Origin of the sequence: Corynebacterium sp. MSK041, from assembly GCF_030232265.1 — a bacterium.
In the GTDB taxonomy this organism is placed as follows: Bacteria; Actinomycetota; Actinomycetes; order Mycobacteriales; family Mycobacteriaceae; genus Corynebacterium.
This window is the reverse complement of sequence record NZ_JASPJK010000001.1, coordinates 332196-352405: the sequence shown is the minus strand read 5'-3', so window position 1 is coordinate 352405 and position 20210 is coordinate 332196. Positions and strand designations below refer to the sequence as shown.

Annotated in this window: 20 protein-coding genes; 7 read left to right on the top strand and 13 right to left on the bottom strand. The window is 61.7% G+C overall.

All coding sequences use genetic code 11. The features are described from left to right. Positions 1-2: 2 nt before the first annotated feature. Positions 3-1433, bottom strand: a complete 1431-nt coding sequence (gene mqo / locus QP968_RS01755) for a malate dehydrogenase (quinone) (protein WP_502870899.1) — start codon at positions 1431-1433, stop codon at positions 3-5. Between the two features lie 220 nt (positions 1434-1653). Between mqo and QP968_RS01750 the strand changes: the two genes are divergently transcribed. The 4 genes from QP968_RS01750 to QP968_RS01735 all read left to right on the top strand — a co-directional run bounded on the left by QP968_RS01750 (position 1654) and on the right by QP968_RS01735 (position 5069). Next, on the top strand, positions 1654-2661 hold the full coding sequence (locus tag QP968_RS01750) for an alpha/beta hydrolase (RefSeq protein WP_284854680.1): 1008 nt from the start codon (positions 1654-1656) through the stop codon (positions 2659-2661). Then, positions 2661-4067 carry a mycothione reductase gene (mtr, locus tag QP968_RS01745; RefSeq protein WP_284854678.1) on the top strand — a complete coding sequence of 469 codons (1407 nt, stop codon included), beginning with the start codon at positions 2661-2663 and terminating at the stop codon, positions 4065-4067. The genes QP968_RS01750 and mtr overlap by 1 nt, the downstream gene beginning before the upstream one ends. A 182-nt stretch (positions 4068-4249) precedes the next feature. Then, entirely contained in the window at positions 4250-4606 is a 357-nt protein-coding gene (locus QP968_RS01740; RefSeq protein WP_284854676.1) for a hypothetical protein, read from the top strand. 52 nt (positions 4607-4658) lie between these two features. Then, positions 4659-5069 (top strand): hypothetical protein, encoded by a 411-nt coding sequence (locus QP968_RS01735; protein ID WP_284854674.1) that lies wholly within the window; start codon positions 4659-4661, stop codon positions 5067-5069. Between the two features lie 118 nt (positions 5070-5187). On the opposite strand, the gene map is transcribed toward QP968_RS01735, so the two are convergent. From map to dxr, 5 genes are read right to left on the bottom strand one after another with little or no spacing between them, the layout of a single operon-like run. After that, positions 5188-6060 carry a type I methionyl aminopeptidase gene (gene map / locus QP968_RS01730; RefSeq protein WP_269964800.1) on the bottom strand — a complete coding sequence of 291 codons (873 nt, stop codon included), beginning with the start codon at positions 6058-6060 and terminating at the stop codon, positions 5188-5190. A 30-nt stretch (positions 6061-6090) separates the two neighbouring features. Next, on the bottom strand, positions 6091-7908 hold the full coding sequence (locus QP968_RS01725; protein ID WP_284854671.1) for a penicillin-binding transpeptidase domain-containing protein: 1818 nt from the start codon (positions 7906-7908) through the stop codon (positions 6091-6093). Positions 7909-7912: 4 nt separating this feature from the next. Then, entirely contained in the window at positions 7913-9076 is a 1164-nt protein-coding gene (ispG, locus tag QP968_RS01720; RefSeq protein ID WP_284854669.1) for a flavodoxin-dependent (E)-4-hydroxy-3-methylbut-2-enyl-diphosphate synthase, read from the bottom strand. A 25-nt stretch (positions 9077-9101) separates the two neighbouring features. Then, on the bottom strand, positions 9102-10313 hold the full coding sequence (locus tag QP968_RS01715) for a M50 family metallopeptidase (protein WP_284854667.1): 1212 nt from the start codon (positions 10311-10313) through the stop codon (positions 9102-9104). A 21-nt stretch (positions 10314-10334) separates the two neighbouring features. Then, positions 10335-11516: a 1-deoxy-D-xylulose-5-phosphate reductoisomerase gene (gene dxr, locus QP968_RS01710; protein WP_284854834.1), complete on the bottom strand. Its 1182-nt coding sequence runs from the start codon at positions 11514-11516 to the stop codon at positions 10335-10337. Positions 11517-11645: 129 nt separating this feature from the next. Here dxr and QP968_RS01705 point away from each other — a divergent pair, with 129 nt between their 5' ends. After that, the gene (locus QP968_RS01705) at positions 11646-12074 is read left to right on the top strand and encodes a DUF2631 domain-containing protein (RefSeq protein ID WP_284854665.1); all 429 of its coding nucleotides are present in this window, start codon (positions 11646-11648) and stop codon (positions 12072-12074) included. Positions 12075-12153: 79 nt separating this feature from the next. On the opposite strand, the gene rlmN is transcribed toward QP968_RS01705, so the two are convergent. From rlmN to frr, 3 genes are read right to left on the bottom strand one after another with little or no spacing between them, the layout of a single operon-like run. Further along, complete coding sequence (rlmN, locus tag QP968_RS01700) at positions 12154-13260, bottom strand: dual-specificity RNA methyltransferase RlmN (protein ID WP_284854663.1); 1107 nt, start codon at positions 13258-13260, stop codon at positions 12154-12156. A gap of 43 nt (positions 13261-13303) precedes the next feature. Then, entirely contained in the window at positions 13304-14191 is an 888-nt protein-coding gene (locus QP968_RS01695) for a phosphatidate cytidylyltransferase (RefSeq protein WP_284854662.1), read from the bottom strand. A 5-nt stretch (positions 14192-14196) separates the two neighbouring features. Then, positions 14197-14754: a ribosome recycling factor gene (frr, locus tag QP968_RS01690; RefSeq protein ID WP_284854660.1), complete on the bottom strand. Its 558-nt coding sequence runs from the start codon at positions 14752-14754 to the stop codon at positions 14197-14199. 86 nt (positions 14755-14840) lie between these two features. Here frr and QP968_RS01685 point away from each other — a divergent pair, with 86 nt between their 5' ends. Next, positions 14841-15920: an amidase family protein gene (locus QP968_RS01685; protein ID WP_284854658.1), complete on the top strand. Its 1080-nt coding sequence runs from the start codon at positions 14841-14843 to the stop codon at positions 15918-15920. Here QP968_RS01685 and QP968_RS01680 read toward each other — a convergent pair. Then, on the bottom strand, positions 15917-16831 hold the full coding sequence (locus tag QP968_RS01680) for a DMT family transporter (protein WP_284854656.1): 915 nt from the start codon (positions 16829-16831) through the stop codon (positions 15917-15919). The two genes, QP968_RS01685 and QP968_RS01680, sit on opposite strands and share 4 nt — an antisense overlap. Then, on the bottom strand, positions 16831-17538 hold the full coding sequence (pyrH, locus tag QP968_RS01675; RefSeq protein ID WP_274708420.1) for a UMP kinase: 708 nt from the start codon (positions 17536-17538) through the stop codon (positions 16831-16833). The genes QP968_RS01680 and pyrH overlap by 1 nt, the downstream gene beginning before the upstream one ends. A 96-nt stretch (positions 17539-17634) precedes the next feature. Here pyrH and QP968_RS01670 point away from each other — a divergent pair, with 96 nt between their 5' ends. Beyond that, positions 17635-18054 (top strand): hypothetical protein, encoded by a 420-nt coding sequence (locus tag QP968_RS01670; RefSeq protein ID WP_284854653.1) that lies wholly within the window; start codon positions 17635-17637, stop codon positions 18052-18054. A 57-nt stretch (positions 18055-18111) separates the two neighbouring features. Here QP968_RS01670 and tsf read toward each other — a convergent pair whose 3' ends face one another. Further along, on the bottom strand, positions 18112-18930 hold the full coding sequence (gene tsf, locus QP968_RS01665) for a translation elongation factor Ts (protein ID WP_284854652.1): 819 nt from the start codon (positions 18928-18930) through the stop codon (positions 18112-18114). A gap of 213 nt (positions 18931-19143) precedes the next feature. After that, the gene (gene rpsB / locus QP968_RS01660; RefSeq protein WP_284854650.1) at positions 19144-19962 is read right to left on the bottom strand and encodes a 30S ribosomal protein S2; all 819 of its coding nucleotides are present in this window, start codon (positions 19960-19962) and stop codon (positions 19144-19146) included. Between the last annotated feature and the right edge of the window lie 248 nt (positions 19963-20210).

Below are 20210 nucleotides of genomic sequence, written 5' to 3'. Positions count from 1 at the left end.
ACTTAGCGGTTGAGCTTCAGTGCCTCTTGGGTCTCTGCCCACTGCTTCTCGTACAGGTCACGCTCACGCATGAGGGTCTTGCCGTAGGTAGGAATCATCTCGTAGAGCTTCGGGCTCCACTCGATCATGCGCTCACCGAAGCAACGCTCAAGCAGCTCGAGCATCGCAGCCGGAGCGATCGACGCACCCGGGGAAGCACCGAGGATGCCAGCGATGGTGCCATCCTGGTTGTTGACCAGGGCGGTACCGAACTCCAGGGAGCCGAAGTGTGGCGGGGTTGCTGGCTTAATGATCTGGACGCGCTGGCCAGCAATGACAGCCTCCCAATCCTTGCCGTCAGCGGACGGCATGTACTCGTGCAAGTCGTGCACGCGGCCGTCGAAGGACTTGAACACTTCCTCCACCAGGTACTTGACTAGGCCGAAGTTCCATGCAGCAACACCCAGGTAGGACGGGATGTTGTCCACGCGGATGGACTTGAACAGGTCGAGGTAGGAGCCTTCCTTCAGGAACTTCGGCGTCCAACCACCGAACGGGCCGAAGAGAAGAGACTGCTTGCCGTCGATAACGCGCAGGTCCAGGTGCGGGACGGACATCGGCGGGGCACCCACCTTTGCCTTGCCGTACACCTTGGCCTGGTGCTTAGCCACGAGTTCCGGGTTGGTGGTGCGCAGCCATGCACCCGAGATGGGGAAACCTGCGTAGCCGCGAACCTCAGGCACCTTGGCCTTGCGCAGCAGGTCGAGGGCGTAGCCGCCAGCACCGACGAAGACGAAGCGAGCCTTGGTGGTTTCCTTGGCACCGGTGTGCAGGTTCTTGGCGGTGACCTTCCAGAAGCTGCCTTCACGTTTGATGTCCACAACCTCATGGCCGTAGCGGACCTCGGTGCCCTGGGTCTGGGAGTGATCGATGAATTGCTTGGTCAGTGCACCGAAGTTGACGTCCGTACCAGCGTCAACCCAGGAGATGGCCACAGGCTCAGCGTCAAAATCGCGCTGCTCAGCCATGAGAGGCAGCTTCTCAGCGAACTTCTCCCGGTCATCGGTGAACTGCATGTCCGGGAACATGTAGTTCTCGGACAGCGCCTCGTAGCGGTGCTTCAGGTACTCAATCTGATCGTGGCCCTGCGCGAAGGACACGTGCGGGACAGGGTTGATGAACTCGGTCGGGTCAGACAGCACGCCCTCATTGAGCTGATGGGTCCAGAACTGGCGGGAGACCTGGAACTTCTCATTGATTGCCACAGCCTTGGTCACATCAATGCGGCCGTTCTTCTCCGGCGTGTAGTTGAGCTCGCACAGTGCGGAGTGGCCGGTACCCGCGTTGTTCCAGGGGAAGGAAGACTCCTGCGCTGCGCCATCAAGGCGCTCGTAAATGAGCTGAGACCAGGATGGCTCGAGCTGGCGGAGCATTGCCCCCAGTGTCGCGCTCATGACACCCGCACCAACTAGGAGGACATCAACCTCGTCCCCTGTCGAGTGGTTGTTCGCTGTTTGGGACTGCTTCGTTGACACCTTTTGACCTCTTCGATCTTGTCGCCGTGTTTGCTTTACGTGAATACTACCCCTCCCCATCATTCCACCCGAAACGCGGTATCGGACCCAAATCAAATGTCCGCATCAAACTAAAATCCAGCCCCCTATGATGTGTGACATGAATCTCGATTCCTTGAGTTGGACCACGGACGAACTCGGCAGTAATTACCGGAGCGCCACGTTGCCCCTTGGACCTGATCCGGATGACGCGGGGGACGTGTCTGCGGTTCTGGTGCAGGCGCTCCCGGATGAGGTGACGGGCAAGCCGGCTCTGCTGTGGGTGCATGGCATGTCGGACTACTTCTTCCAGGACCATGTGGCACAGCACTACAAGGAGCTCGGCTACCCCTTCTACGCGCTGGATCTGCGCAAATGCGGCCGTGCCCACCGCAGCGGTCAGCGCTGGCACTACACCACGGACATGCGCTACTACTTCGACGAGCTGACGGAGGCAACCAAGCGCATCGCCGAGAAACACGGCAGCGTCATTCCCCTGGCGCATTCCACCGGTGGCCTCATCACCCCGCTGTGGCTGGATCATCTGCGCCGGCATGACCCGACAACGCACGCGCTCGTTGCCGGACAGGTGCTCAACAGCCCGTGGCTGGATATGCAGTTCCCTTCCTGGGTGGTAGCGGTAGCAACTCCCCTTGTGAATGCCGCGGGCAAGCGCTTCCCTTTGTTCCCGCTCCCCTCGATCGGTGAGGGAACCTACGGAGAATCTATTTATAAGGGTGCGCATGGTCGCTGGGACTATGACACGGAAAAGAAAGCCATGGGCGGCCACAAGAAGTTTCTCGGCTGGTTCCGCGCGGTCATGGTCGCCCAGAAGGACATCCACGAAGGCGCAGTGGACTCCGGCGTGCCCACTCTCACGCTGTGTTCCTCGCATTCGTACCTGAGCAAACCGTATTCAGCGGCGGCCGATACGGCGGACACAGTGCTCGATGTGAAGCAGATTCAGCACTGGGCACCGCATGTCTCCAGCGCACCTGGTTCCACCACTGCCGTCATTGACGGCGCTCTTCATGATGTTTTCCTCTCCGCCCCACTCGCCCGCCAGAATGCGTTCCGGGAGTTGGATGGGTGGCTGGAGGGGCTCGTCGAAAAGCGAAAGGCTCAATAATGACGCATTATGACTACATTGTGCTGGGCTCCGGCTCCGGCAATTCTTTTCCCACACCCGAGTTCGACGGCAAGAGCATCGCGCTTATCGACGAAGCCCCGCGCTTCGGCGGCACCTGCCTCAACCACGGCTGCATCCCCACGAAGATGTTCGTTGTCGCGGCGGATACCGCGGAATCAGCGGCGGAATCGGCGCGCCTCAACATCCGTACCTCCTTCGAGGGGGCGGACTGGCCGGCGATCGTGGACCGCGTGTTCACCAACCGCATCGACGCGATCTCGCGCGGTGGTGAGGAGTACCGGCGCGGCGATGAGTGCCCGAACATCGACATCTACGACGGGCATGCTGAGTTCATCGGCCCGAAGACCATTCGCACCTCCCGCGATGGTGAGCCTGCGGAGATCACCGCCGACACGATCGTCCTGGCAGCTGGGTCCCGTTCTTTCATCCCGGATGTCATCGCTGAATCCGGCGTGCCGTACCTGACCAACGAATCCGTCATGCGCCTGCCCGCGCAGCCCGAGTCCCTGACCATCCTCGGTGGCGGGTATATCGCGATGGAATTCGCGCACATCTTCCAATCCCTGGGCACCCACGTGCGCATTGTGAACCGTTCGCCTTTGATGCGCCATCTAGACCGTGACCTGGCTGCACGCTTTAATACGCTGGCTACGGACCGCTACGAAACGCACCTTGGCCGCACCGTTGCCTCCGCGTCCCACGATGACCACGGCGTCACGCTCATGCTTGACGACGGCACCGCCGTCACCTCCTCCGCCCTCCTCGTCGCCACTGGCCGTGTGCCCAACGGCGACCGCCTCGGCGCGGCTGCTGGCGGTGTGGAACTGCATGAGGATGGCCGCGTGAAAGTTGATGAGTTCGGTCGCACCACCGCTGATGGCGTGTGGGCGCTGGGCGATGTCTCCTCGCCCTTCATGCTCAAGCACGTGGCCAACGCGGAACTACGCGCGGTACGCCACAACATCCTGCGCGTTGCTGCCGGCGATGAATCCGGCATGGTGCCCATGCCCCATGACCACGTGCCATCCGCGGTGTTCACCTCCCCGCAGATCGCTACCGTTGGTCTCACGGAACAACAGGCTATCGAGGCAGGCTACGACGTCACCTGCAAGATCCAGAACTACGGCGACGTCGCCTACGGCTGGGCGATGGAGGACACCACCTCAATTGTGAAACTTGTCGCCGACCGGAGCACCGCCCGCCTCCTCGGCGCACACTACATGGGGCCGCAGGCATCGACCCTCATCCAGCAAATGATCACGGTGATGGCTTTCGACCTTGATCTGCGCGACGTTGCCCGCCACCAATATTGGATTCACCCCGCATTAGGTGAGGTAACTGAGAACGCCATCTTAGGCCTCGATTTCACTTTTCCCGAGGTCTAAGCCAAAAACTTTCACCGTTCAGTAATCAACCTGAGCATGCTCCTAAGTTTTTCACAGTTAAAACCCGCCAACTTTTGCGTCTACCAGCATGAATGCGCTAGCCTGTTCAACGTTCCCTGGAAGCGAACCGAGTGCCACCGCGCACCCGTTCTCCATATTGGACTAGAAAAGGAATCGTAAATATGCGTAACCTTCGCAACATCGCCCTCGCAGGCGCAACCGCAGTCGCGCTGACCTTCGGCAGCACCTCCGTCGCAATCGCCGAGGATGCCAACGCTCAGACCCAGCAGAGCTCCCAGCAGGGCGGAAGCCTGGCAAACAAGATCGGCAAGGAAATCTTCAAGATCGAGGGCGCTGAGACCGAGTCTGACACCCTGAAGGGTCGCGAGATCTTCGGCACCCAGAGCAGCCTCTCCGAGCAGCCGGTTGGCGCGAAGCTCCTCTACTCCCTGACCGTTATCCTCGGTGCGGCAGCTGTGCTCGGCATGATCATCGCTCCGATCGACAACTTCATCAAGTACGGCCCGCACGCTAAGTAACTGCGTTCGAACTCCCATACTCATTTCAACTTCTAGAAAGTAAGGAAACAACATGCGTAAGTTCCGCAACGCAGCTCTCGCTGCAGCAACCGCAACCGCCGTCGCTTTCGGTGGCGTCACCGTCGCTGGCGCTGAGGAGGCCAAGGAGACCGCTCCGTCCGCATTCGTCTCCGGCTCCAGCACCAAGAACCCGAACAACACTGAGATCAAGGACGTCCTGAAGCAGGGCTTTGATGGTATGTCCAGTGGCAAGGGCTTCTCTGGATTCGGTCACGCTACCGACGCAGATAAGCCGGCATTCCTCACCTTCCTGTTCGGCAAGGAAAAGAAGGACGGCGAAACCCCGCAGTGGGCACTGATGTGGCGCGACGCTATCGACTGGTTCGCACTGCTCGCTGGCCTCGGCGCACTGATCGGCCTGGGCAACTGGGCTCTGCACGAGGGCCTGCTGCCGCAGCTCTAAATCTCAGCGTCCCGCAGTTCTAGAAGCTGCGCGCTAGATACTTTAAGAAGACCGCGTATCCCGCGGTCTTCTTTTTGTTTGCCCTCCTGGTTCGGCGCGATGTACCGCGGTCTAATGGTTAGCGCTGGGAATCAGGGAGGGTGAGGATCTCGTTGCCGTCCTCGGTGATGAGGATGGTGTGCTCAAACTGGGCTGTGTACTCGCCGTCGGTGTTCTGGACGGTCCAGCCATCGTCCCAGATCTCGTAGTCGAGCCCGCCGAGGTTAATCATGGGCTCGATCGTGAGCGTCATGCCTGGTTCCAACACGTCCGTGTACGCATCAGAGTCGTAGTGGAGCACCACCAGCCCATTATGGAAGGTGGGGCCCACGCCGTGGCCAGTGAAGTCGGTGACCACGTTGTAGCCGAAGCGCTTGGCGTAGGACTCAATGACACGACCGATCACGTTGACCTGACGGCCCGGCTTGGCGGCGCGGATGCCGCGCATCATCGCTTCATGTGTGCGCTCAACCAGCAGCTTGTGCTCCTCGGCAACCTCACCAGCGAGGAAAGTAGCGTTAGTGTCGCCGTGGACGCCGTTCTTGTAGGCAGTGACGTCGATATTGCAGATGTCGCCTTCCTGGATCACGGTGGTGTCCGGGATGCCGTGGCACACGATCTCATTGAGCGACGTGCAGCAAGACTTTTCAAAACCGCGGTAGCCGAGCGTCGACGGGTACGCGCCGTGGTCAAGCATGTACTCGTGGGCGATACGGTCAATCTCATCGGTGGTCACGCCAGGCGCCACCGCCGCGCCGGCAGCCTCCAGCGCGTTGGCTGCGATACGGGATGCCTCGCGCATCTTCTCAATGACCTCGGGTGTCTGCACAAACGGCTCGCCAATGTTCTCCGCGACCGTGTCCTTCCAGACGTATTCCGGACGCTCAATGGAATCCGGCACGGTGCGGATCGGGGTGGGTTTTCCAGGTGTCAGTTTTCCGCGTGGGTTCATGGGTGCCATGGTAGTCCCGCGGGTTTCTGTCTAGGCGCCCGCCTCATCGATATTGCGCAGCATCGCATCCGTGACAGCAACCGCAGCCTCAGATCCGCCGCCAAGAACGATGAGGGTGGCAAAGGCAATATCATCATCCCGGTAGCCGGTGAACCAGGAGTGGGAGCCGCCGTTGATCTCAGCCTCGCCGGTCTTGCCGCGGATGTCGCCGCCAGCACTCATGCCACCAGCGGTGCCGCCAGGACTGACAACGGCTTTCATCATGTCCTGCAGCCCCGCCACTGCGTGCGGCTCAAGCTTCGGCGCCTGTTCGCTGGCCTTGGTCTCCTTGCCCTTAATCAAGTACGGCGTCGGCACCTCCCCGCGCGCGGCCGTTGCGGACACGAGCGCCATGCCAAACGGGCTGGCCAAGTCATGGCCCTGCCCATAGCCGGCCTCGGTACGGTCGAGCGGCTCCTCACCAACGGGGATCGAGCCAGTCAAGGTATCCAGGCCAGTGATGTCATAGTCAACGCCCAAGCCAAATTGCTTTCCGACGTCCTTTAGCTCCCCCGGCGCCAACTTCGTCGAAATATCCGCAAAAGTGGTGTTGCATGAACGCGCGAACGCAGTCTGCAACGGCACATCGCCAGCACCAGAACCCGCGTAGTTAGTCACGATACGCCCGTAGATATTCATCGTTCCCGGGCACGGCACGATAGAGTCCGGGTTGAGTCCCTGCTTTTCCAGGCCAGCAGCAGCGGAGACGATCTTGAACGTCGAGCCCGGTGGGTATTGGCCCATGAGGGCAAGGTTGCCGTCCTTGTCCGCCTCAGGCGTTTGAGCAACGGCAAGGATTTCCCCCGTCGACGGGCGAATGGCCACGATCATCGCCTTCTGCCCGGCGATCGGCTCAAGTGCCTTCTCCGCAGCGACCTGCACCTTGTGCGAGAGGCTGATGCCAATCGACGGCGACGGCTTCGCGTCGTGCTTCTCCACGTCTTCGAGCTCATTGCCGTTCTCATTCACAATGGCAATTTTCCAGCCCGCATCGCCTTCCAAGTCCCCGCGCACAACTTCCCCGATGCGCGCCATGATGTCTGGCGCAAAACCCGGATTCGCATTGACCATCGCGGCTTCCTCATTGAGCCGCACTCCGGGGATGCCCTTCAGTGCGGCATCAGCGACCGCATGGGCGGTAGCAGGGATCATCGCCACGGAGTACGCTCCGGAAGCCGCCTCCAGCTCCTTCTGCAAGTCCCCCGCATCGCGCGTGGGTACCGCCTTATCCGTCGCATGGGCATTGGCCAAAGCATTGGAGATCGAGATCGCGGTCTCCGAGACACTACGCACGGAACCCTTATCGACGAGCAACCGATACGCCACCCCCGGACTCAACAGCGCCACACCATCCGAGGACACAACACTCGCTTGCTTCGCCGGAACCGTGCGCAGCTCAAGGTGCTGGTTCGCACCCAAGCGCGGGTGCAACACTGACGGTTGCCAGCGCACAGTCCACTCGTCGTTAGACTGCGTCAGCGTCATCGATGCGTCATAAGACACGTGCCGGTCCCGCGGCAACGCCCACTCCAAGGTGTAGTGGGCAGTAGCGATGTTCTCTTTTTGCTCGATGTAGTTCAGCGTCGCATCCAACGCCTCTGCCTGCAGGCCACTGACGGTGGCGGAGGCGGAGGAGGTGGCGTTCTGGGGGACGTCGACAAGCTGCGCGAGGGCCTCATAATCGAAGTCCTGCAATGCATCGAGCAGATCCTCCGCCACAGGCTTTGCTGGATTCGGCTTCGGCGTGCACGCGGTCACACCGAACGCAACAACCAGAACCGCAAGCAGCGCAAGGACCCGAGACTTCATCGTTCTACTTCGTCACCTTGACTTCCGCCTTGGCGCCCGCGATCTCCTCGAGGCCTTCCTCTTCCGCGATGCGCATCGCGTGCGCAATCAGCGTTTCCACAATCTTCGATTCCGGCACCGTCTCCACAACCTCGCCCTTGACAAAGATCTGACCCTTGCCGTTACCGGAAGCGACACCGAGGTCCGCATCACGCGCCTCGCCGGGGCCATTAACCACACAGCCCATCACCGCCACGCGCAACGGGTACTCCATGCCCTCAAGGCCAGCAGTGACTTCCTCAGCGAGCTTGTACACATCCACCTGGGCGCGGCCACATGACGGGCAGGACACGATCTCCAGCTTGCGCGGGCGCAGATTCAGCGACTGCAGGATCTGATCGCCGACCTTGATCTCCTCCACCGGGTCAGCGGAAAGCGACACACGGATGGTGTCACCGATCCCCTCAGCGAGCAGCGCACCGAAAGCCACAGAGGACTTGATGGTGCCCATGAACTTTGGGCCCGCCTCGGTGACACCGAGGTGCAGCGGGTAATCCGTCTTCGCAGCGAGCTGGCGGTAGGCCTCCACCATGAGCACCGGGTCAGAGTGCTTCACGGAGATAGCAATGTCGCCGAAGCCATGCTCCTCGAACAAGCTCGCCTCCCACACCGCGGACTCCACGAGAGCCTCCGGCGTGGCCTTGCCATACTTCTCCAGCAGACGCTTATCCAAAGAGCCGCCGTTAACACCAATACGAATCGGGATACCCGCGTCCCCAGCAGCCTTAGCCACTTCTTTTACGCGACCGTCGAATTCCTTGATGTTGCCCGGGTTGACGCGGACAGCAGCGCAACCCGCGTCAATGGCCGCGAAGATGTACTTCGGCTGGAAGTGAATATCCGCGATAACCGGGATCGGCGACTTCTGTGCAATCGCCGGCAACGCCTCCGCGTCCACCGTCTTCGGGCAGGCCACGCGCACGATGTCGCAACCAGACGCCGTCAGCTGTGCAATCTGCTGCAGGGTGGCGTTAATGTCGTGCGTCTTCGTCGTCGTCATCGACTGCACACTAATCGGGTGATCGGATCCAACACCTACCCCACCCACGAACAGCTGGCGGGTTTTACGACGCGGAGCAAGAGTCGGAGGCGGGCCTTCCGGGATGCCCAAACCGATGGGAAGATTCATAGACCTAAGACTAACACCGGTTCCGTCAGCCAAAGAGACGCACGGGGTTGACCACGTCGGCGACAATGACCAACACACCCACACCCAACAACAGCGCCGCCATCGCGTACGTGATCGGCGCCAACTTCTGGTAGTTCACCGGCTCCCCCGCCGGCAGCCCGCGCAGCGCGCGCAGCCGGTCACGGATTGCCTCGTACAGAACCACCGCGATGTGCCCTCCATCCAATGGCGGCAGCGGGATCAGGTTGAACAGCGCCAGGAAGAAGTTCAAGGAGGCCAAAAGCGAGAAGAACACGGCCCACATGGACCGCTCCACGAGCTCGCCACCAGCCCGCGAGGCCCCCACGACACTGATCGGGCCTTCCATATCCCGCTCCGCACCGAAGATCGACGCCGCCACCCCCGGCACCTTGCCCGGAAACGCGATGATCCCCTTCACGGATGCTGACAGCATCTCCCCCGATACACGCGCGGTTGCCGGCACTGCTTCGACCGGACCAAAGCGCTTCACGGCATCTTCCACCGGGGCATTGCTCACGCCGATCGCGCCGGCTTCAAAAGCGGTTCCTTCGGGGGTGAGGCGGGTGACGGAGGCGACGGGGACGTCGATAAGCATGCGCTCCCCTGCGCGCTCCACATCAAGCGTGACCGTCTGGTCTGGGCGTGTGAGCACGTACTCGCGGATCTCCACGAAGGTGCGCATCTCCTGGCCGTCGATGGCCAAGATCTTGTCGCCGGGGCACACTCCCGCTTCACCGGCCGGACCAGGGCCCGCGCAGTCGGCGACCGTCCTGGCATCCACCTGGTCAGACGTGCACGACACCTCTCCCACCGTCGGGGTGCGATCTGCGTATGGGTTCGGAATGCCGGACGAGACTGCCAGTAGGTACAGCACCATGAACCCGAGAAACAGGTTCATCACAATGCCACCGCTCATCACCGCAACCCGCTGCCACCACGGCTTACGGTACATCGCGTGCGGCTCTTCTTCCGGGGTGAGCGGATCCATCGCGGTCATGCCGGCGATGTCGCAGAACCCGCCGAACGGCAGCGCGGCGATGCCGTACTCCGTCTCCCCCTTCTTCACGGACACAAGCTTCGGGCCGAACCCCACGAAGAAGCGGCGCACGCGCATGCCAAAGGCTTTCGCTGTGAGCATGTGGCCGGCCTCATGCAGCGCGATCGACACAGCGATACACAGCGCGAAGGCAACAATGCCCAGGATGAATGGTCCCACGAACTGCCTTTCCGTCTGGCGCTACGCACTGATGGTTTTAACCCGCTCTATGGCGCGGGCGCGGGCCTCGGTTTCCACGGCCACGATATCGTCGAAGGATGACGGTACCACCGCAAAATCCGACGCCGAATCCAGCACATAGTCGATGGTGTCCACGATCTGGGGGAAGCGGATCTTTCCGGCTAGGAACGCGGCGGCTGCCTCTTCGTTGGCGGCGTTGTACACGGCGGGGAAGGTGCCTCGGGCGCGCGCGACATCGCGAGCAAGGCGCACGGCGGGGAAAGCCTCCTCATCGAGTGGCTCGAAGCGCCAATCCATCGCCTGCGTGAAGTCAAGCTTCGGCTGCACGTCCGCCACGCGGTCCGGCCATGCAAGGGCATGCGCGATGGGCATCTTCATCGATGGCGGTGACGCCTGCGCGATTGTCGCACCGTCCACGAAGGTCACCATGGAGTGCACGATGGACTGCGGGTGCACGGTCACGTCGATGATGTCCGGGGAGACACCAAAAAGCAGTGTTGCCTCGATGAGCTCAAGGCCTTTATTCACCATCGTCGCGGAATTCAGGGTGTTCATCTGCCCCATCGACCACGTCGGGTGCGCGGCGGCCTGCGCGGGGGTGGCGTCCCACATCTGCTCGCGGGTGTGCCCGCGGAAAGGCCCCCCGGAGGCGGTGAGCACGAAGCATTCCACGTCCTGGGCTCTGCCTGCCCGCAAACATTGCGCCATCGCGGAGTGCTCCGAATCAACGGGGACGATCTCGCCGCCGCGCGCCATCACGATGTCACCGCCCGCGACGAGTGACTCCTTGTTCGCCAGCGCCAGCACCGCACCGCTGTCCAGCGTGGCCAGCGTCGAAGCCAGGCCCAGCGACCCCACCAGCGCGTTCAACACCACGTCAGCATTCGCGTTGCGCACCAGCGTTTCCGCGGCCGCGTCGCCACGCAAGACCTCGCCGCCGAGCTCACGGCTCACCTCATCAGCAGCTTCTTGCTTAGCGACGCCAACCTGCCCCGCCCCCAGCCCCCACTCCCGTGCCTGAGCAACGATGGTGGCCGGGTCCGATCCGGCAGCAGAAATACCCACCAACTCAAAAGCATCGGGGTTGTCCCGAATCACCTCGAGGGCCTGCGTACCGATGGAACCTGTAGAACCCAAAATCACAACTTTGCGCACCGCTTCATTGTCACACAGAGCAGGCATCAGTGAATGTGGGGTCATACTAACGGTGAGGTTCGGGGTGTTTCGGGGGGATGAATCGAAAACACAGCACCACGTATGCCAAAATAGGTGCATTGACTCTTTTCCCTAACCCGTGTCAAGGAGTTTGCTGTGAGCGCTAAGGATGACGCACCCCAGGTCTACAACGGTGTTTCCGAGGCTGATGTGCCTTCCGCCAAGTGGGGCTGGTCTGAACTGACCCCGAAGACCATCCAGATCGCTGGTTGGGTGTCCGTGGCTTTCCTCATTGCCTACAACTTCGGCAACCACCAGGGCCATGTTGAGACCATCTGGCTCATCGCACTGGCTGTGCTCATCGCTCTCGGCCTCGTGCTGTTTGCCATCCGCCCGGAGCTGTCCCAGGTCCGCACCGTCACCGCCTTCAACCAGCCGGTCGGCTACCAGGAGAAGGACTGGACCGAACTCCAGCGCACCATGACCGGCCCGTACGCTGAGCTCACCGACAGTCAGCTGCGCGCCCTCAACATTGAGCCGGAGGCATTCCGCGCATCCCAGGGCCGCCACGAGCTCAGCAACTAGTTCTCCGTTAGCTCCACTCAGGCAAAGCTTCAGCCCCAGTCAGCAGATGCTGGCTGGGGTTTGTTCTGTTCTGAAGAAGTTAAGCTTCGGCCTTCTCATCGGCGGCGAGCTGGCCACACGCCGCGGCGATTTCCTGGCCCTTGGTGTCACGCACCGTGCACGGCACACCTTGGGCGATGACGCGACGGACGAACTCATCTTGGCGCTCCCGCGGGGACGCGTCCCACTTCGAGCCCGGGGTGGGGTTCAGGGGGATGAGGTTGACGTGGACAAGGGGGCCTAAAGCGTCGTGAAGCTTTTTGCCCAGCATGTCCGCGCGGAAGTCATGGTCATTGATGTCGCGGATAAGCGCGTACTCGATGGACACGCGACGGCCGGTTTGGTCCGCGAAGTATCGGGCGGCGTCCAAGACGTCGGCAACGGAGAAACGGTTGTTCATGGGGACGAGGGTGTCGCGGAGTTCGTCGTCAGGCGTGTGCAGGGACACGGCGAGGGTGACGTTGAAGCCTTCGTCCGCGAGTTTGCGGATCGCGGGCGCCAACCCCACTGTGGACACGGTGACGTTGCGCTGCGAAATGCCAAAGCCTTCCGGCGCGGGCGAGATGATCTGGCGCACCGCTTGCACCACGCGGTTGTAGTTGGCCAGCGGCTCCCCCATGCCCATGAACACGACATTGGTCAGGCGACCACCTTCAGCCGCCATCATGGCGGCTGCTTCGCGCACCTGGTCCACGATCTCCGCTGTGGACAAATTACGGTCCAACCCACCCTGGCCGGTGGCGCAAAACGGGCACGCCATGCCGCAACCGGCCTGGGATGAGATGCACAGGGTCGCGCGGCCTGGGTAGCGCATGAGGACGGACTCCAGCAGGATTCCGTCGTGAAGACGCCACAACGTCTTGGTGGTGTCACCGTTATCCGTTTCCACGGTGCGCACCGGGGTGAGCAAGCGTGGGAACAGGGCTTCTTTAACGGTCTCACGTTGGGCAGCGGGCAGGTCCGTCATCGTGGACGGGTCCGCCTCATAGCGGCCGTAGTAGTGGCGCGCGATCTGGTCGGCGCGGAACTTGGGCAGGCCGAGCTCCCCCAACGCAGTGATGCGCTCTTCAACGGTCAGGTCCGCGAAGTGCTTCGGCGGCATGCCGCGCTTGGGGGCCAGCAACTGGATCTTTGGAAAATCACTCATGACGTGGCCCATTCTGCCTGGTTTGCTACGTCATAGCCAATTGTTACAGCACGACGACGTTCATCAGCAGCCACGTTGCTGCAGCCGCGGGCAGGATGCCGTCAACCCGGTCCATCATGCCGCCGTGTCCGGGCAGGATCGCAGACATGTCCTTGATGCCCAGTTCGCGTTTGAATTGGCTTTCCACTAGGTCCCCCAAGGTGGCGCACACGACGATGCCCAGGCCGAAGACGAGTCCTGCCCACCACTGCGTGCCCAGCAGGTACATGCCCGTGAGTACACCCGTCACTGCGCCGAAGAGCACCGAGCCGGCGAAGCCTTCCCAGGATTTCTTCGGGCTCACCGCCGGCGCCATTGGGTGGGAACCGAAGAGAACACCGGCGGTATAACCACCCACATCGGAGGCCACCACGCATGCGATGAACGTGATGATGAAGAATCCGCCCGTGACCCCCGGCGCCTCCAGGCGGGAAATCATGGCGGCAAAGGCGCCGAACATGCCGATCCACACGAGGACAAAAATGTTCACCGCTGTATCACGCACGTAATTGCGCGGCGCGGTGTCCGGGCCGTGGAAGAACAGGCGCGCAAACATGAGCGCCAGAACACTCACGGTGAACGTAGCCAGCAGGCCCGTATAGCCGAAAGGCCACGTGGACACAATCATGCATATGCCCAGCACGATGCTGGCAAACCGGTACACGCCAAAGCCGTGTTCACGTAGCCGGGTGAATGTCTCCCACATCGCCAGCGCAGCCGCAACGCTAACCACGGGGTACCACATGACAGGTCCCACGTAGGTGGCCACGAGCACCAAGGCGATGAGCACCACGCTCGTGGCAATGGCCACGGGCAGGTTCCGGCCCGCCGAGTTTTTCGGCTTTGGCAGGTGAACCCGGCGCTGGTGTTGGTTTGAAGGATTGTCCGTCACGGAATTTAGACCTCGAGGAGCTCTGCTTCCTTCTTGCCCACTAGGTCATCGATTTGCTCCACGTACTTGGCGGTGGTCTTGTCCAGTTCCTTCTCAGCTGCGGTGACTTCGTCCTCGCCTGCGTCACCGTCCTTCTGAATCTTCTTCAGGGCTTCCATGCCGGAGCGGCGGACGTTGCGGATGGCAATCTTGCCGTCCTCACCCTTGGCCTTGGCCTGCTTGACCAGGTCACGGCGGCGCTCTTCGGTGAGCTGCGGGATGGTCACGCGGATCACGTGGCCGTCATCGGTCGGGTTCACGCCGAGGTCGGAGTTGCGGATAGCGTTCTCAATCTCACCCATCGTGGACGGGTCGAACGGCTTGATCAACAGCATGCGAGGCTCCGGCACGGAGATGGTGGCCATCTGGTTGATCGGGGTGGGTGCGCCGTAGAAATCAGCCATGACACCGTTGAACATGGCGGGGTTCGCGCGGCCGGTGCGGATGGTCACCAGCTCGGAGCGGGTGTGTTCCACGGAGTTGGTCATGCGGTCTTCGGCGTCGAGCAGTACGTCGTCGATCATGGGGGGTGTTCATCCTTTCATCGCGCGCATTGTGCGCGCCGTTGTCGTGTACTAACTTAGCAGCCGCTTCTACACTGAACTTCACGATGCATCCTGCTTTCACCTACCTCGACAATTCTGTGCGCCCCCAGACGGCTGGGCGGTTGGCTGGTTGGGTGATCCCTGCGAAGGATCTTTCGGATGTCGCGGGGATGCCCACCACGCTGGGGAATCCCGCGCGCGAATACAAAGCGCGCACGACGTCGCCGTTTCTCAGCAGGCTGCAACGCCAGGGAGCAGCCATCAACGGCAAGACCGTCACCGCGGAGATGGGTGCCACGGTGTACGCGGAGCGGGTGCCGGAGCTCGCGTCCCCGGCCTATCCGGGGGCCACGCCGGGTGGGTCGTCCTCGGGCGCGGCGGTTGTGGTGGCTGAGGGCCTGCACCGCGCGGCGCATGGCAGCGATGCGGGCGGCTCCCTCCGCGTGCCCGCCGCCGCGTGTGAAGTGGTGGGTTTCAAGCCTTCCGGCAGAGGCACGGTCGACGGCTTCTTAACCCAAACGGTCGCAGATCAACTCACTCTTCATGGGCTTCGCAAGAATGCTTTTCGACGTCTCCGCCTCGGCATCTGCACCTCCCCCCTCTTCACCCCCGGCGCACCCGTGGATGAGAAGCGCATCGCGGTGGTGGAGCGTGCGGGGGAAGTGTTGGAGGAACTAGTGGGCGTCGAAAAGCATGTGCTTGAACCGTTCTCTGGCGCTGAGCGTGCGTTTGGCTACTTCCGTACGTTGATCACACATAAATTTGTGGACGTGGACCCGGCGGACAGTGAGTATGTGGCGTGGTTGCGCCGTGAGGGACGGGCCTTGACCCCGGGCGATGTCACCCTGGCTCAACAGCAAGCAGCGGGCTTGGCCACGCATGTGGCTGCGCAGTGGGACGTGGATGTGCTGCTGACTCCCACGATTGCAACCGACCCGCCCGCGGTGAACTACTTCCCTGGTTTGTCCCCGGCGGATAGCTTCATAGCGCAAACCGAATGGACACCATGGTGTTCCTTGTTCAACCTCACAGGCGGGCCTGCCGTTGCAGTGGGGCCTGTTCACCTAGGCGGGCTGACCGTGGATGATGCGACGGTACTCCAGCTGGCGCAGGCCATTGAGCCGGTTGTGCGTCAGTGGCGTTAAAGCGCGCGCACTAAGACCGCGCCCAGGAAGACCAGGATGAGGCCGAGCACGCGGTTGGCGTGCAGGGGTGTTTGTGGGCTGCCGAAGAAGCCGAAGCGTTCAATGATCTGGCCGCAGATGATCGTGCCGGCGAGCTGACCAATGACGGTGGCACCGGTGCCGATGATTGGTGCCAGGGTTGCCATTCCAACGACGAAGATCGCGCCGAACACGCCACCGAGCCACATCCACCACGGGCCGGACTCGATGCTGGACAGGAGGGCCTGGCGGGAGGTGCGGACGGACAGGCTGAGAAGCAGGAGCAGCGTTGCTCCGACAGCCAAGTTGACTGCGCCCGCCTGGATGGAGCTGCCCAGGACAGTGCCCAGGTAGCCGTTGGCCGCGGTTTGGGTGGCGGAGCACATACCCATGAACACGCCGAAGGCACGCCACCCCCACAAGAGGCCACCGTCCGCGTGGGCTCCTGTGTTGCTGCGACGGAGGACGTGAATGCACAGAATGCCAGCGAATACCACCACCGCACCGAGAAGACGCAGCGCGCTGATTTCCGTCTGTGGGGAACCGAAGAGGCCAAACTGGTCGATGACCAACGCCATGATCACTTGCCCCAGGATCGGTATGACCACTGTTTCCACACTGCCCAGTCGCGGAAACAGCACAACGTTGCCGGTGAGGAACACGGTGCCCATGACACCGCCGATCCACACCCACCAGGGTTCCGCAGCAGCGGCTACAAAATCCCAGCGGACCCCAGACGTGGCCACGGCCAAGGACACCGCGCACAGAAAAGCGACGGTGAAGGAGTAGAAGCTCGTTGGCAGCGGCGCACCCACGCTCGTGCGCAGCCGACTATTCACGGCGGTTTGAGCGGGAATGACCGCCCCCACCGCCATCGCAGCGAGGATGAGCATTACTGCACGAGGGTGCCGATGCGCTCCCCCGCAACCGCCCGCGCAATATTGCCTTCCTTGAGCAGGTTGAACACCAGGATCGGCATGTTGTTGTCCATGCAGAGGCTGAACGCGGTGGCGTCAGCGACCTTGAGGTCCTTCTCCAGTGCCTCACGCGGGGAGATCTCGGTGAACAGTTCCGCGTCCGGGTTCGTGCGCGGGTCATCGGAGTACACGCCGTCCACAGCTTTAGCCATCAGCAGAACGTCACACCCGATCTCCAGCGCACGCTGTGCTGCCGTAGTGTCGGTGGAGAAGTATGGCATACCCATACCTGCACCGAAGATGACCACGCGGCCCTTCTCCAGGTGGCGGGATGCGCGCAGCGGCAGGTACGGCTCAGCCACCTGCGCCATGTTGATCGCGGTCTGCACACGGCAGTCCACGCCCTCCTGCTGCAGGAAGTCCTGCAGCGCCAGGCAGTTCATCACGGTGCCCAGCATGCCCATGTAGTCCGAGCGTGCACGGTCCATGCCGCGCTGCTGCAGCTGAGCGCCACGGAAGAAGTTACCGCCGCCGATCACTACGGCGATCTCGGTGCCACCACGGGCAACTTCAGCGATCTGCTTGGCCACACTTTCAACCACATCAGGGTCAATGCCGACCTTGCCGCCACCAAACATCTCACCACCAAGCTTCAGCATTACTCGCTTGTAGCCTGTACGCATGGGTGCCGTGGCTTCGGTCACGTTTGTCAACTCCTTTGAAAAGGGGGTCAGATACACTTGGCGACAATCTTACGCTGCCGGAGGAGAAGGACCCAGATGCGCGCCAAACTCACCACTGCCACCCTCTCCTGTTTGCTTCTAACATCCTGCGGCACACATGCTGACCAACACGCGCTGCAGGACGCACTGTCAGAACACGCGGGTGACGCTTCTGTCACGCTGCATGTCAGCGACGTTTATCCCAACGCCACGCAAGTCCTCCTTGTTTGCCCGTACGCGGGCCAGGCGGCAAATGACCTCCTTGGCCGTCATGTGTTTCGCAACTATGAGGACTCATACGACTCCACCAATTGGGTGCTCGTCCAACAACCCAACGGCAAAGTGTCAAAGGTGGCTTTGGAACGATCCCAGGTCGACTTGTGTGCAGGCGACGCCGAGGCAGTGTTAGCGCTGAACCCAGATGCGCAGATGGTGTTTGAGGGGCGGGATGGGGTGTGGGCGCTGAGACGTCGATAAGCAAAAAGCCCCAGGCGAACCTGGGGCACATGCTGCGTTAGGGCTGTGAGCTAGGGCTTAAGCCTGGCCAACCTCGAAGCGGACGAAGTCCTTGACCTCAATGCCGTTCTCCTCAGTGAACTGGCGGACGGTCTTCTTGGAGTCAGCCAGGGACGGCTGCTCGAGCAGAGCAACGTCCTTGAAGAAGCCGCCGAGACGACCCTCGACGATCTTCTCGATAGCAGCTTCCGGCTTGCCCTCGTTGCGGGTGATCTCTTCCTGAACTGCGCGCTCCTTCTCCACGACGTCAGCCGGGATGGAGTCCTTGTCCAGGAAGCGAGCCTTCATAGCAGCGATCTGCAGAGCAACATGGTGTGCTGCCTCAGCGTTGTCGCCGGTGTAGGACACGAGCACGCCCACTGCCGGCGGCAGGTCTGCAGCCTTCTGGTGCAGGTACTTAGCGATGTTCTCGCCTTCAACGGTAGCCGCACGACGCAGCTCGAGCTTCTCGCCGATCTTTGCGGACAGTGCCTGCAGGACATCAGCAGCGGTCTCGCCGTTGACGTCAGCGCCAGCGAGCTCCTCAACGGAGTTAGCTTTCACAGCGGCTGCAGCGTCAGCGATCTGCTGAGCGATCTGCTTGAACTCGTCGTTCTTAGCCACGAAGTCAGTCTCAGAGTTGATCTCAACGATGGTGTTGCCGGAGACAGCCACCAGGCCCTCAAGAGCGTTGCGCTCAGCGCGCTTGCCCACATCCTTAGCGCCCTTGATGCGCAGGATCTCAACGGCCTTGTCAAAGTCGCCGCCGGATTCTTCCAGAGCCTTCTTGCAGTCGAGCATGCCGGAGCCGGTGGTTTCGCGCAGCTTCTTCACGTCTGCAGCGGTGTAGTTCGCCATAGTGGGGCGACCCTCCTCGTGGTGGTTGTTCAAAGTTTGTAAAAGGTCAGTTGACAGCGTAGTGGACACATGCCTTGCCGGCATGCCCAGCTCACTAAAACCAACTGTGTTGTGAGGAAACCCCCGTGCCCGTGCGTCCGTCACGCTCTCGTGCGAGGCGGGGCGGGGCACTGCTGGACGCGGGGGTTACCTGTTGTGAGGAATGACCTCAGTTTAGTTTTCCGGAGTAGCCTCAGCTGCCGGCGCTGCCTCAGCCTCAGCCTGCTCTGCGGCGGGAGCCTGCTCTGCCGCCTCAGCTGGTGCGTCGCCTGCTGCTTCGCGTGCCTTGGCCAGAGCGCGCTCTTCGCGCTGCTGCTTACCAGCAACAACTGCCTCACCGATGATGTGGGTGAGAACCTTGACGGAGCGGATTGCGTCGTCGTTGCCCGGGATCGGGTAATCAACAACATCCGGGTCACAGTTGGTGTCCAGGACTGCCACGACCGGGATGCGCAGCTTCTGTGCCTCGGAGACAGCGATGTGCTCCTTGTTCGTGTCCACGATCCACAGTGCGGACGGGGTCTTGGTCATCTCAGAGATGCCGCCCAGCACGCGCTCCAGCTTGGTGCGCTCGCGGGTGAGCATGAGGATTTCCTTCTTGCCGCGGCCTGCGTAGCCGTCCTCGGCTGCGTCCATGGCCTGCAGTTCCTTCATGCGGGCGAGGCGCTTGGACACGGTCTGGAAGTTGGTCAGCATGCCGCCGAGCCAGCGGTGGTTGACATACGGCATGCCCACGCGCTGTGCTTCTTCCTGGACAGGCTCCTGAGCCTGCTTCTTGGTGCCCACGAACAGGATGGTGCCGCCGTGTGCGACGGTCTCCTTGACGAATTCGAATGCCTCATCGATGTAGGTCAGCGTCTGCTGCAGGTCGATGATGTAGATGCCGTTGCGGTCGGTGAAGATGAAGCGACGCATCTTCGGGTTCCAACGACGCGTCTGGTGGCCGAAGTGCACACCTGCGTCGAGGAGTTCACGCATGGTTACGACTGCCATGGGAATGTCTCCTTTGGAGTAAATATCTCGGTTTCTTGTCTTGTTGTGTGGGTTTGCCCCACACCCTAGCGGTGAGCCGTACTCGCACCTCCCGTGGAATCTAAAAATAGTCCGTGGACGTGGAACCGCCCGCAGATTAGTTACGGAAGGACCGGCGCAAGTGGCGGCACCTGCTCCACTACCCCTATCAAAGATAGGCTGTGACCAGGCATTTTCACCGCGCGTAGTCAACTCGCCCGAATGGACGC

Excerpts from the sequence above, each read along its gene's own strand:
- mqo (WP_502870899.1), bottom strand. The coding sequence starts at position 1,433 with ATGAGCGCGACACTGGGGGCAATGCTCCGCCAGCTCGAGCCATCCTGG.
- QP968_RS01750 (WP_284854680.1), top strand. The coding sequence starts at position 1,654 with ATGAATCTCGATTCCTTGAGTTGGACCACGGACGAACTCGGCAGTAAT.
- mtr (WP_284854678.1), top strand. The coding sequence starts at position 2,661 with ATGACGCATTATGACTACATTGTGCTGGGCTCCGGCTCCGGCAATTCT.
- QP968_RS01740 (WP_284854676.1), top strand. The coding sequence starts at position 4,250 with ATGCGTAACCTTCGCAACATCGCCCTCGCAGGCGCAACCGCAGTCGCG.
- QP968_RS01735 (WP_284854674.1), top strand. The coding sequence starts at position 4,659 with ATGCGTAAGTTCCGCAACGCAGCTCTCGCTGCAGCAACCGCAACCGCC.
- map (WP_269964800.1), bottom strand. The coding sequence starts at position 6,060 with ATGAACCCACGCGGAAAACTGACACCTGGAAAACCCACCCCGATCCGC.
- QP968_RS01725 (WP_284854671.1), bottom strand. The coding sequence starts at position 7,908 with ATGAAGTCTCGGGTCCTTGCGCTGCTTGCGGTTCTGGTTGTTGCGTTC.
- ispG (WP_284854669.1), bottom strand. The coding sequence starts at position 9,076 with ATGAATCTTCCCATCGGTTTGGGCATCCCGGAAGGCCCGCCTCCGACT.
- dxr (WP_284854834.1), bottom strand. The coding sequence starts at position 11,516 with ATGCCTGCTCTGTGTGACAATGAAGCGGTGCGCAAAGTTGTGATTTTG.
- rlmN (WP_284854663.1), bottom strand. The coding sequence starts at position 13,260 with ATGAGTGATTTTCCAAAGATCCAGTTGCTGGCCCCCAAGCGCGGCATG.
- frr (WP_284854660.1), bottom strand. The coding sequence starts at position 14,754 with ATGATCGACGACGTACTGCTCGACGCCGAAGACCGCATGACCAACTCC.
- QP968_RS01685 (WP_284854658.1), top strand. The coding sequence starts at position 14,841 with ATGCATCCTGCTTTCACCTACCTCGACAATTCTGTGCGCCCCCAGACG.
- QP968_RS01680 (WP_284854656.1), bottom strand. The coding sequence starts at position 16,831 with ATGCTCATCCTCGCTGCGATGGCGGTGGGGGCGGTCATTCCCGCTCAA.
- pyrH (WP_274708420.1), bottom strand. The coding sequence starts at position 17,538 with ATGCGTACAGGCTACAAGCGAGTAATGCTGAAGCTTGGTGGTGAGATG.
- QP968_RS01670 (WP_284854653.1), top strand. The coding sequence starts at position 17,635 with ATGCGCGCCAAACTCACCACTGCCACCCTCTCCTGTTTGCTTCTAACA.
- tsf (WP_284854652.1), bottom strand. The coding sequence starts at position 18,930 with ATGGCGAACTACACCGCTGCAGACGTGAAGAAGCTGCGCGAAACCACC.
- rpsB (WP_284854650.1), bottom strand. The coding sequence starts at position 19,962 with ATGGCAGTCGTAACCATGCGTGAACTCCTCGACGCAGGTGTGCACTTC.